This window comes from bacterium, from assembly GCA_022616075.1.
Lineage (GTDB): Bacteria > Acidobacteriota > HRBIN11 > JAKEFK01 > JAKEFK01 > JAKEFK01.
Window position 1 is genome coordinate 1 of record JAKEFK010000042.1, and the last position, 12,600, is coordinate 12,600.

Here is a 12,600-nt window from a genome sequence, read left to right on the forward strand (position 1 = left end):
ATTGTTTCACCGTAGGGTTCGAGCGAAGGTGCATCCGAAAATAGCGCAGCCGCCATCGATAAAACACTCCGAATGATGTAAGGTCCGGCATTCAGGACAACGCTGTGATTCGTTTTCGATGATCAGGTCGTGGCAATAAGCACAACGAATCTGGCTTCGCAATGCATGCAGATGGACCGGTGAGAACAGATTGCGGATCCTTCTAATAGCAGGTTGTTGAACGCGAGGACGTGTTTGGTGGAAACCAGAGACAATGGTTCCAAACGTAATCAATGGTTCTTCGCGAGCAGACCGGATCAGACAAATGAGGAACGTCACAATAACAAGCAGATCAAATCCTGGCCCCGGTGTTTCGTATATGGGGCAAGCATGTACAAGTCCAAATTCCATACATTAGGTTTAGACACATTATGAGGAAGATTGTTCGACGTTCAGCTGATGAGTGGATTCTTCACAAGAATCCCCGTAAACCGGCCGAAATCCCGGTCTGCTGTCCACAGTTCATCAATGCCATGAAAACGGCATAATGCGGCAACCCTGGCGTCATGCACCTGTGGGCCCGAAATCCTTCCGGCCAGCATGGCCGAGCGAAATTCTTTCCAGTATCCTTCTGATTCGCTCAATAGCACCAGTGAGGGAGATTCCATCCACGCATCGACCTGCGCCAGCGCACGGGATAGTGGGGTTGGTGGAGAATAGATTTTCGAGTGAGTCACAATTGCTAGAAATTCATGAATGCAGGGCCAGGGAATGGTCCAGATCGAAGGCCCCTCGGCGAGTGCCTTGATCACGGAACTCGCTGCAGCGTGCCATTGCGAGTCTTCGCGATGAGCATAAACCAATAAGTTCGTATCGATCGCAATCATGCGCCGCGGCCTTCATAAACGAGATCGCGAATTCTTTCCCAGGATCCCTCGGTGACTTCACCCTGTATCCCCTTTCCGCGAAAGGAGGCTTTCCGGAGACGGAAAGATTTTCCTTTTTTTCTTTCCAGGATGATCCGCCGAAGACCTTCTTCCACCAGGACCTTCACGCTGCTGCCTTCTTTTTCAGCCAATCGTCTCGCTTCTTGAAGGAGGGAATCGGGAATCTCTACGGTCGTCTTCATACATCCAAGTGTATTGAAGAGTATGTATAGATGTCAATCGCGGCTTAGATCAAGAGCGTATTGCATAGCCCTTTCCAAGCCCATCTTTCCGCCGGATTTCTTTTCTTTTTGCGCAACCTCAGGGCCGGCTTTTGTTTCCGCTGCTTTAAGATATCGCTCTTTCAGTGTTTCCCAAAAAGGAATGGATATGTGTGCTTTGAGAACATCTCGCTCGGCATCGGCAGCGCCCGCGAGACGCAATGCTTTTGTCGTGCGTCCCTGTCCTGCAAGCGCCATTGCCACACCTTCTACTTCGAAAAGCATTTCAAAGCGGTCCCCGTACACGATTGCTGCCTGCAAACTTGCCGCGTATTTTTTTTCAGCATTATCCACATCACCCCGGATGAGCGCGCAATCAGCGAGATAGTGATGCGCATTATGAATATCGCGCGGCTCACCAAGTTTGATCCCAGTCTCCAGAGCTTTTTTAGCCAGAGGCTCAGCCTCTTCCACTCTCCATTCGCTCACCAGTATCTGGCAGATATTCAGGATCGCGCGATTGATCAAACGTTCGTCACCCATTTGCCGGTGAATTTCAAGAGCCTCTTCAAAAGCATCGTAGGATGCCTTGGAATCCCCGCCAAACCATACAGACCAGCCAATCGACTCCAAGGCCAGAGCCAGTTCTTTCTTGTCTCCCAGTTCCCGCCAGATGGAAACGGTTTCCTCCGCAAACTTGCGTCCTTCTTCATGTTCACCCTGATGAATGGCAAGAATACTTGCTCCCCACAGAGCGCGCGCTACTTCAAATGTCCGTTTCTGATTTTGCTTCAATACGCGACGCAGAGTCTGGCGACCCTCAGTGAAATGCGAATGGAGTTGCCAGAACCACGCAAGCGCGCCCGCAAGACGCAACCCGCCATCATCTATACTCTGTGCCGCCCACCGGAGCGCCGCTCGTAGATTGTCATGATCCCGTTCCAGACGTTCCAACCAGTAAGTGGACGACTCGATGCGCTCCTGATACGCCTTATCGGCAAGATATACAAAATATTCGTAGTGATTGCGGCCCAGAGTTGTTGCCTCCACGCCATCACCAAGTTTTTCCAGAGCGTACTGTCGAAGCGGTTCGAGCAAACGATAACGCACATTGTCTGCTTCATTCCTTTCCAGAACAACGAGTGATTTATCAACAAGCTTCGCCAGAAGATCGAGAACGTCGCTTGCTTCAATTTCGCCGCCAATACAAACAGATTCCGCTGCTTCCAGATCAAAACCACCGGAAAAACAAGCGAGTCTGCAAAACAGAATTCGTTCAGCGGGCGCAAGAAGATCGTAGCTCCAATCCACGGCAGCGCGGAGTGTTTGATGCCTTTGAAGAGAGGCGCGTGACCCGGAGGAAAGTAACTTGAAGCAGTCATCAAGACGTTTGTAAATCTCGCTGGCCGACATCGCTTTGATCCTTACAGCGGCAAGTTCGATCGCAAGCGGAATTCCATCCAATCGCCGGCAAATCTTCACCACAGAATCCAGATTCGCTTCGTTCAGTCGAAATCGCGGATCGCTCGCGACCGCCCGCTCAACAAATAGCTGAACCGAATCGAACTTCCCTGCATTCTCCACGCTCAGAACATCCTCCTGACCCGGCGTGGAAAGAGAAGGAACTCTCCAGACATGTTCACCATCCACATTCAGTGATTCACGACTGGTTGCGAGCACCCGCACTCCAGGTACAGAACGAAGAACGGTTTCGATCACTCTGGCCGCCTCATCCAAAACATGCTCGCAACTATCAATTACGAGTAACAGATTCTTATTCTGCAAACTGGTGATTACGGACCCTAACAAAGGCCGCTCTGATTCTTCCGTCACTTCCAGAGCGCCGGCAATCACACTCAAGATGAGATCAGGTGATTGAAAAGTCGCAAGATTCACCTGCCAGACTCCGTCTGAAAAATTTTTGAGACTTCGAAGGGCAGCTTCCATGGAGAGTCGAGTTTTACCTGCGCCTCCGACTCCCGTGATCGTTACCAGCCTGTTTGTCGAAAGAAGCGCGATCAACTCTTCGAGCTCGTGTTCACGGCCGACAAATTTTGTGAGTAATGCAGGAATATTATGCTGTGGCGTTTTTCTCACGGCGGTCGAGCGGGACAATGGTCCGGTTTCCGCCAGATCGCGAAGGTCATTGTGAACATCACGAGCGGTCTGATAGCGTTCGTTGGGATTTTTCATCAGGCAACGGCGCACGATCCGTTCGATTCCCTCGGGCAGTTCCTTCTTAATATTGCTTATCGGGTCAGGAGCGTCTCTTAATATGGAGGAAATGATATCGGCGGATGTGTTGCCCTGAAATGGTCTTTGTCCCGTGATCATCTCATAGAAGATGATTCCAAGTGAAAAGATATCAGTACGGTGATCAAGCTTCTTGCCTTGAACTTGTTCGGGTGACATGTAAGGAATTGTCCCCATCAGGATTCCTGCCTCTGTGTGCGCTTGAGTCTCTAAATGTGAAGCCTCCGGATCGGAGTCGCCGTGAAAAAGCTTTGCCAGACCAAAATCCAGAATTTTTATGCGGTCATCGTCCGTCACCATGATGTTAGCCGGTTTCAAATCGCGGTGGACAACTTTTTTTTCGTGTGCTGCTGTTAACGCTTCGGCAATCCGAATGGAGAATCGCAAAAATGTTGGGACGTCCATTCCGTTTGCAGAAATCAATTCACCTAGAGTTTTCCCTTCGACAAGTTCCATTGTGAGAAAGTGGATCCCCGCATCTTCTTCCAAAGAATGGATGGTGACGATATTGGGATGATTCAAAGCGGCAATCGATTCTGCTTCCCTCTGAAACCGTTCCGCGCGCGACGGATCTTTCGCAACTTCGCCAGGAAGTATTTTCAGCGCAACTTTCCGCTTGAGAATGCTGTCTTCAGCGGCAAACACTTCGCCCATACCTCCTTTGCCAATTCGGTAGAGGATTTTGTAATGCTTGACGGTTGCGCCGATCATGAAGATCTATCATAGCAAAGTAGCGCGGCCGTCCCGGCGGCGCTTCGCAGGCCGGAGGCCCGCGCTACTTTGTTTACTTAAGCCGCTGCCACAGGTGCGCGTACGCAAGCGCTAAGCGGTAAGCAAGTTGCTCGTTTGTGCTGGAAGCGCCATGGCCTCCTTCCGTGTTCTCGTAAAAGAGGGTATCGCTGTATCCCAGCTCCAGCATTCTTGCAACGGTTTTGCGCGCATGGCCCGGATGCACGCGATCATCACGAGTCGATGCATAGAAAAACACCGGTGGATACTTCTGTCCCTTCTTTAACAGTTGATAAGGGGAATAAGTTTCAAGAAACTTCAGGTCTCCTGGAACTTCCGGATTTCCAAATTCAGCCACCCAGCTCGCTCCTGCCAGCATCTTATGATAGCGAAGCATATCCACGAGAGGTGAACCGCAGATGACGGCGCCGTACAGTTCCGGATGTCGTGTGAGCAGCGCCATCACAAGCAGACCTCCATTCGAACGCCCTTCGATTCCCAAATGTTTCGGAGAAGTGATTTTGCGTGCGAATAAATCTCGTACGATCGCCTCGAAATCCTCAAACGATTTCACGCGGTTTTCGCGCAACGCGGACTTATGCCAGGCCGGCCCAAATTCCCCTCCACCGCGGATGTTCGCAAGCACGAAAACGCCTCCCCGCACGAGCCAGAGCTTTCCATATGCACCCGAGAGCTGTTCGTATGATCCCGAGTAAGAAGGTGTGAGCGAATTGCGAAAACCGCCATACGAAAAAATATGCGTTGGATTCTTCCCGTTCAATCGCGTGCCCTTCTTCATCACGATGAAATAAGGCACTTTCGTTCCGTCATGAGAAGTCGCCCAGTATTGATTGACATCGAACTTCGATCCGTCAAATGTCGCGTCCTGCGCCTTCATCTTCTGCGGTTTCAAATCCCTTGCCTCTACATAATAAAGTGTCGGAGGAGTTATGAAAGATTGAAATTGAACAAAGAAATCTCCTGTTATGTCATCAACACTGGAAATATCGATTGCGCCGTTTTCAGGAAACGGAATCCCATTTCTAGCCGGCGCCCCTTCTGTGTAAGTGTACTGATAAAGCCGGCCCCGAACATTGTGAATTGTTTCGATTAGAATCGCAGACTTTGCTGGTACGACCTTCTCAATCATCTCGGTGGCTGTGGGGGCTGCCAGCAGTTCAATGACGCCATTGCCTCCGCGGAGTGCTTCGGGATCGGCGACAATGACAGAACCTTCGATGAATTTCTTATTCCCGCTGGTCCAATCTTCTTTCAACGAGATGACGAGTTTGCCGTGAAAGCCTCCTTCCACCACGGCTGTTTCCGGCAAAGTGAGCTTCTGCAGCTTACCATCGACCAATTGAAAATGGATTTCAGTCCAGAAAGATGGTCTTTCGGTGACAAGATCGATATTTCCTGCATCCGTGCGAATCCTGTAAGCTCTCGAACTGACCGATGCCACTTTTCCTTCGTAGATCGTTTGCGCGCTCGTAAGCGACGTTCCGCGCAACCAGATTTTTGCTGATCGCGGATATCCCGATTCTGTAACAGAGTCGCCACCCGTATCGGGACCGACAAAGAGTGTGTTCCCATCCATCCAGGATGCAGAGGATTTTGACACTGGAAGGAAGAATCCTTCTGTTACAAAGTTAAGCTTTGCCATATCGAATTCACGAATTTCGGATGCATCTGATCCACCCGGAGCCAAAGAGACGAGGCAGCGATCATAATCGGGCTCGAGGCAATCCATGCCGTGGAACACCCACTGTTTCTCTTCCTTCTCCGAAAGCAGATCCATATCCAGGACCGTTTCCCATCTGGGTTCAGCTTTCCGGAATTCTTCGATCGTCGTGCGGCGATAAACACCGCGGGGATGCTCCGCATCTTTCCAGAAGTTGTAAAGCCACTTCCCGCGTTGAGCGACAGATGGAATGCGCGATGACGAATTCAACGTTTCGAGAGCTTGCTTATATAAGGGTTCAAACTCAGGTTTGGTTTTTAATTCCGCTGCGGTCCTCTGATTCTGTTCGTTCACCCATGCAAGCGCCTTGGTTCCATCCACTTCCTCCAGCCAAATCCATGTGTCGTTCGATGCGGCATGGAGCGCGCAAAACAGAATCAGGAGAACTATGTGCATCGTTGTTTTGTTTCGCATAAAGAATTTAGATCGCAGTGAGACAGACGATTTCGTTATGATTGCGGAGAAAGATTTTGCCATCCGCAAGAGTAACCGGAGTCCAGCATTTGCCTTTGAGTACGGGCAACTTTGCCTCCACATTCAATGCCTCCGGATCGGCTTTTGCGCACGCAAGTTCACCGGAATCGGAAAGAATGATCAAATAGTTTCCCGCGCGCACAATCGATCCAGTCCCAAACCTTTTCTCACGCCAGAGTGTTTTCCCAGATTGCGCATCGATCGCTTTCAAAATCGCATTATCAAATCCGTAGATGGCAGAATTGTGATAAACGGAATTATTAAAATGGTTTTTCATTTCGCGGTTTCGCCAGACTTCAGAGATTTCCAGCATACCGTCAGTTTTCTTTTTCAAGCGAAGCATCGCAGCGCCCTGGTCATATCCCGCAGAAATAAAAACACGATCCGGCGGAATCACAATGGGAGTTGCAACATTCACCCAATCGTAGGTCGGCCACGGATACTTCCAAAACAGTTTCCCGGTTTCGGCGTTAACTGAAAAGAGATTCGAACCGGAAAGAAACAGAACTTGTTTGATTCCACTGAAGTCCCAACGTACCGCAGAGGAATAGGAGGTTCGATCCTCTTGTGATGTCCAGAGAGTTTTTCCTGTGTTCCGGTCGAATGCCGCAAATGCATTTCCCTTGCTGCCTCCGATGATCAGATAGATGCGTCCTTCTTGAATCAACGGCGAACAGGATGTTCCTTCCGCCGGTGGGCGCCATCCCAGTTCGGCAGCCAATCCCCTTTTCCATACTTGTTTCCCGGTTGCAGAATCAAACGCGAGCAGATCACCCTGCGCGCTCATTGTAAAAACGAGTTCTCCATTCTGTAGCGCGGGCGTCTCGCCTGCGTAGAGCCTGCGCAGACGGGACGTCCGCGCTACATCAACGGAAGGAGTCACACGTGGACCAAGACCGCCGTACACATCATCCGGTGATGAGCCGGTGCGGACACTCCATAAGCGTTTTCCATCAGAAGTCTGCAAAGCGACAATCCATTCATCCTTGTCTTTTCGTTCCATTGTAAAAATTCGATTGTTTTGTACGGCGAGTCCGGAATAGCCTGCTCCAATGGGAATGCGCCACTGCTCCTTGATTCCGTTTTTTAGCCAGGCCCGTACAAAAGTTTCATCGGAAATCGTGCCGTCGCGGTTCGGTCCAAGAAATTGCGGCCAGTCGGTTGCGCAAACGCTCAACGCAAAAAAGAAAGCAAGGGCCAGCGATGTCTTCATTCTTTTGAAGTTATGGAAGATCTGCTATTCCAACAAGGAATCAGGGATCGGCAGGCTTTGTTAGGATTTGAAATGGCCTTACTTCTTCAGCATCTCCATCCAGTTAAACACGATCATGATGGGTGCGAAGATCGCTTGTGCCGGTGAAGAGTTGATCAGGAACCGTTGGCCATCGGAAGTGACGACGTATTGATTACGGTCGCTGCCGACAAGACCTTGTGGAATGACAAAAGTTGGGAATAACGCAGTTGGTACACTTGCGTCAAACGTATCGCCGGCATTCACTTCTACCGCCATAATTTTTCCATCCGGGGCCAAGTAGTAAAGCTCCTTTCCGTCACCGCGCCAGTAAGGCTGATCGCCGCCGCCTGTAGAGATTTGCCACTTGCCGCTTCCTGCATCCGGAAAACGGCGTACATAAATTTCGGAGCGTCCGATTTCATCGGATCCATAAGCAACCCATTTCCCATCGGGCGAGAATCGTCCGTGAGCTTCATTAAACTCCGACCGAACATAGGGTTGAGGCTTACGATCTCCAGACAGCGGCAGAAACCAGAGATCATATTTTGTTTTTTCATCTTCACTTTCAAACAGGATGTACTTTCCATCCTTGCTCCAATCGTCAGCAAATTGCGCAGATTCCATCGACAGGAGAATTCGTTTGGGCGCCGTCCCGCTGGCCGTTTGCTCGTATATATCAAAAGATTTTTCGCTGCGGGCGGAATAGACAACCTTGCTCCCATCGCCGGACCAGAGTGACGCATAATGATTCGAATCCCTATCATTGCTTATACGGCTGAAGGTTTTACGCAAAATATCGACGGTCCAGAGGTTGACGCGACCCGATGTAGAATCGACCTGACCCACGGCCAGTTTCTTTTCATCATTCGATAGGGTTGGCTCAATGATTTGCCCTGGACCTCCCAGATCAGCTGTCTGTTTCCCTGTACGGTCCATCCAAACAAGCTGTGTGTTGATCAGGTCCACATTCGAATAGGAAAGCACACCATTCCTGGAAACGGAAAAAGCATGGTAGGCGCCATCAAAGCTGATATTTTCAACAATCGGAAAAGCTTCTCCGGTCATTTCCAGTTTTTCCAAGTCGAAGGGACTCACCATCAAATTGTTCTCGCGGACAAACAGCATCCAACCCGGTTCTATGATCTCAGCGCGCCCGGTATTGTTTAATACCTGATTGATGTTTTTTGAATCCAGACTGCCGATATAAATTCCTCGACTTTCCAAAGAGCCACCAACTTGAACCAGGAAATGATTTCCATCCGGCAAAAATTGTGGGTGAATCGTTGTACGGTCGGGAACTTCGGGGAAGACCGAAACAGGATTTCCGCTGCCGGTGGCCCGGACACGAAGGAGTGTTGTAGCTGTGAAGTTTGGTGAAAAAATAATCACTCCATCCTTGTTCCAACTTCCACCTCTTCCGACCGGCGCCTCACAAATTGTCTGAGGGGGACCTTCCTGCATATCAATTTTCTTCAATTTTCCATCAGCGAAAAAACCGATATAGCGATTGTCCGGAGCCCAGAAGGGATAGATCGCATTACTTGTGCCAGGCAATTTTTTCGCGTTTGCCCAATCGGTCGATCTGACCCACAACGCAGTTTCCCCCGTGAGAGTTTTTGCGACGAATGCCACACTTTTTCCATTCGGCGAAATCGAGAGCTGGCCACTGATCCGCGTTTCCCCTTCCGGAACAATGGAAAGTCTGACCAGGGACTTGTCCTTCGGTGCGCGCGTTGTATAAAACAGAACAGCGACGGCAAGCAAAATGAGAGTCGCAGCGATCCACCCGATTCGTTCCCAATTTCTGGGGCGAACCACTTTGCCGGCGACTGCTGTCTGTGTGCTTTGCGATGTTTCTGAAATCCATTTCAATTCACTCGCGATATCTTGAGCATTTTGCCAACGTTCCTCCGGATCTTTTGCAAGACACTTTCTTATGACGTGATCTAAAGCCGCGGGGACCAATGACTGGACGCTGGAAACAGACGGCGGGTCTTTGGAAAGGATCGAAGAGATCAGCGCTGCCTTGCTTGATCCTGTGAACGCGCGTTTTCCGGTAATCATCTCGTAGAGCACTTCGCCAAACGCAAAGATATCGGTGCGTTGATCCGCTTCCTTTCCTTCCAACTGTTCGGGCGCCATATATTGAACGGTCCCCAGGATCGTTCCTTCTTCAGTCAGAGGTTTCTCACGCGTTTCCAGATGAGAAGCGGCCGGGGCTTTTTCCTTCAACTGATACTTTGCGAGTCCAAAATCGAGCAGTTTCGCGCCTGACTTAGTCAGGATGATGTTTGCTGGTTTCAAGTCGCGATGAATCACCCCCTGACGGTGAGCTCTGTCCAGCGCTTCCGCGATCTGTACACCATATTTCAACACCTGTTCAACAGCAAGTGGCCCTTTTTCCAAACGATTGGAGAGCGACTGTCCTTCCAGAAACTCCATAACCAGAAAGTCAGTGCCATTATGATGACCGACATCATAGAGAGCGCAAATATTCGGGTGAGTCAGGCTTGAAATGGTGCGGGCCTCCCTTTCAAAGCGTTGCTTCATCTGCGGATTTTCGGAGAAATGAGAAGGCAAAACTTTGATCGCAACAATCCGGTCCAACCGCGTATCTTTCGCGCGATAGACTTCCCCCATTCCACCTGCGCCGACCGGCGCAATGATTTCGTACGGACCAAGTTTGGAACCGCTGGTCAATATCATAAGCCGTCTATTTAACCACACATTGCCGTAAACCTTCTTCATTTTCTTTTGTCTGATCACTTCAGTTATCATTGCTCTAAGAAATTGAATGATCGGACAGGCAATCTCGCATTATCGCATTCTTGATAGGCTAGGCGCCGGCGGTATGGGCGAGGTTTATTTAGCGGAAGATACGATTCTAAAGCGTCGCGTCGCATTAAAAATTCTTCCACCCGAATACACTCGAAAGGAAGAACGTTTGAGACGTTTCAAGCAAGAAGCGAAAGCCGCATCGGCTCTCAACCATCCGAATATTCTCACAATTCATGAAGTCGGAGAAGATGGAAGTCATCAGTTCATCGTCACAGAATTTATCGAAGGCGAAACGTTGCGCGCACTGCTCAAGCGTAGAGGCGCCATGAAAACGAATGATGCTTTGAACGTTGCGGTTCAGGTGGCTTCGGCGTTGGCTGCAGCGCACCAGGCAGGGATTGTTCACAGGGATATCAAGCCCGCGAACATCATGATCCGGGGGGACGGTTACGTTAAAGTGCTTGATTTCGGCCTCGCTAAACTGATCGAATCGGAATCACAGGACACCGGAGATACAAGCGCCGCCACAAAATCACATGAAGCGCATACTCAGACAGGCGTAGTTGTTGGAACCGCGCCGTACATGTCACCAGAACAGGCGCGCGGACTTCCCGTTGATACGCGTACGGATATCTGGAGCCTCGGTTGCCTGTTGTATGAAATGCTTTCCAGATGTACGCCATTTGCTGGCCAGACAGTGACCGACGTGCTGGTTGCAATTCTGGAGAAAGAACCACCTTCGCTAAAGAATCTCTCACCGTTTCCGCTTCCTGATGAACTCGATTGGATTATCCTGAAAACACTGCGTAAGCGCAAAGAAGACCGGTATCAAAGCGCTAAAGAACTACTCAATGATTTGCAGCATCTTAAGGAGCGTTTGGAATTCGAAGACCGGCTCCAGCGTTCCGCTGCAAAGTTGCCGAAAAGCAAATTAGCGAAAACCATTCAACGTTCCATTCTCGTTAGCATACTCTTGATCGGAATCGCCGGCTCGCTCCTATACATAGGGAGTTCCAAACAAAACACTTCCGAACTGCAGTCTCAAATCAAGTCACTGGCGGTCTTGCCGCTGCAGAATCTCTCAGGTGATCCGTCGCAGGAATATTTTGTCGATGGAATGACAGAAGAACTGATAGGCAAAATTGCGCAAATCGGGTCACTTCGCGTGATTTCACGGACTTCTGTGATGCGTTACAAGAAAATCAGCAACAAGTCGATACCGGAAATTGCCGGTGAATTGAAAGTGGACAGTGTAATCGAAGGATCGGTGCAACGATCGAGCGGCCGGGTGAAGGTTACTGTTAAGTTGATACAGGTATCGACCGATTCTCCTTTGCTGGTACGCGATTACGAGCGCGATGGTGGGGACGTGCTACAGTTGCAAAGCGATGTAGCGCGCGAGATTGCAGACGAAATCCGTATCCACGTAACTCCTGAAGAAAGACGCCGCCTGGAAGCATCACAGAACATTCATCCCCAGGCGCACGAAACTTACCTGCTAGGCCGTTACCATCTTCGTACGAATGAAGAAGATTTGCAAAAGGCGATAGCGTACTTTGAGCGCGCGATTCAACTCGCTCCGGATTATTCTGCCGCATATGGCAGTCTCGCCGAAGCCTGGAATTTGCGCGGTATCTGGGGAATAAAAAACTTTAAAGAAACAAAACCGGTTGCGCGGCAGGCTGCATTGAAGGCGCTGGCACTGGATCCTCGCCAGCTTCAAGCACGATTGGCACTCGGATGGGTCTATATGTTTGATTGGAACTGGTCAGGAGCGGAACAGGAATTTACGCGAGCTCTGGACATCGATCGTAATAGCGCCGACGCGCATCGCGCTTACGGTGACTTGCTTTCCTCACTGGAACGACATGCGGAAGCCATCAGGGAAATGAAGCGTGCTGAAGAATTGGATCCACTTTCATCAACGACTCAATCACGTTATGCAAGAGCACTTTATCGCGCCCATAAATATGAGGAAGCGCTCCCGCATGTGCGCCGCGCAATTGAATTGGATCCTAACCCCGGGAATACTATGCCGTACTGGATTCTCGGAGAACTTTACTCTCAAATCGGGAGATACGATGAGGCAATCACCAATCTTAGAAAAGCAAATTTGCATGGTGGAGATACCGTCGGCATGTCGGGCGATATCGCAACCGCATATGCGCGCATGGGCAATCAGAAAGAGGCGCGTCGAATCCTCCAGGAGTTAAAGGCATCGACAGACCCTACTAAATTCTCAGATCTGACAGTAGCTTACGCATA

The 12,600-nt window shown here is 50.1% G+C and carries 7 protein-coding genes; 1 reads left to right on the forward strand and 6 read right to left on the reverse strand.

The window, feature by feature from the left end; translation table 11 throughout:
* Window positions 1–431: 431 nt before the first annotated feature.
* The 6 genes from L0156_03760 to L0156_03785 form a co-directional block, all read right to left on the reverse strand.
* Window positions 432–866, reverse strand: coding sequence for a PIN domain-containing protein (locus L0156_03760; protein ID MCI0602105.1), 435 nt, complete (start codon window positions 864–866; stop codon window positions 432–434).
* Window positions 863–1,108: a type II toxin-antitoxin system VapB family antitoxin gene (locus L0156_03765; protein MCI0602106.1), complete on the reverse strand. Its 246-nt coding sequence runs from the start codon at window positions 1,106–1,108 to the stop codon at window positions 863–865. Before L0156_03765 ends, L0156_03760 begins: the two co-directional genes overlap by 4 nt.
* A 33-nt stretch (window positions 1,109–1,141) precedes the next feature.
* The gene (locus tag L0156_03770) at window positions 1,142–4,090 is read right to left on the reverse strand and encodes a protein kinase (GenBank protein MCI0602107.1); all 2,949 of its coding nucleotides are present in this window, start codon (window positions 4,088–4,090) and stop codon (window positions 1,142–1,144) included.
* Between the two features lie 73 nt (window positions 4,091–4,163).
* Window positions 4,164–6,263, reverse strand: a complete 2,100-nt coding sequence (locus tag L0156_03775) for a prolyl oligopeptidase family serine peptidase (protein MCI0602108.1) — start codon at window positions 6,261–6,263, stop codon at window positions 4,164–4,166.
* A 7-nt stretch (window positions 6,264–6,270) separates the two neighbouring features.
* Complete coding sequence (locus L0156_03780) at window positions 6,271–7,536, reverse strand: PQQ-like beta-propeller repeat protein (GenBank protein ID MCI0602109.1); 1,266 nt, start codon at window positions 7,534–7,536, stop codon at window positions 6,271–6,273.
* Window positions 7,537–7,614: 78 nt separating this feature from the next.
* The gene (locus L0156_03785; GenBank protein ID MCI0602110.1) at window positions 7,615–10,335 is read right to left on the reverse strand and encodes a serine/threonine-protein kinase; all 2,721 of its coding nucleotides are present in this window, start codon (window positions 10,333–10,335) and stop codon (window positions 7,615–7,617) included.
* 16 nt (window positions 10,336–10,351) lie between these two features.
* On the opposite strand from L0156_03785, the gene L0156_03790 reads away from it, so the two are divergent.
* Window positions 10,352–12,600: protein kinase (locus L0156_03790; protein MCI0602111.1), on the forward strand; the 2,249-nt coding region annotated here is incomplete at its 3' end.

Bases quoted from the DNA above. Each gene is read 5' to 3' on its own strand.
- L0156_03760 (MCI0602105.1), bottom strand. From the start codon at position 866: ATGATTGCGATCGATACGAACTTATTGGTTTATGCTCATCGCGAAGAC.
- L0156_03765 (MCI0602106.1), bottom strand. From the start codon at position 1,108: ATGAAGACGACCGTAGAGATTCCCGATTCCCTCCTTCAAGAAGCGAGA.
- L0156_03770 (MCI0602107.1), bottom strand. From the start codon at position 4,090: ATGATCGGCGCAACCGTCAAGCATTACAAAATCCTCTACCGAATTGGC.
- L0156_03775 (MCI0602108.1), bottom strand. From the start codon at position 6,263: ATGCGAAACAAAACAACGATGCACATAGTTCTCCTGATTCTGTTTTGC.
- L0156_03780 (MCI0602109.1), bottom strand. From the start codon at position 7,536: ATGAAGACATCGCTGGCCCTTGCTTTCTTTTTTGCGTTGAGCGTTTGC.
- L0156_03785 (MCI0602110.1), bottom strand. From the start codon at position 10,335: ATGATAACTGAAGTGATCAGACAAAAGAAAATGAAGAAGGTTTACGGC.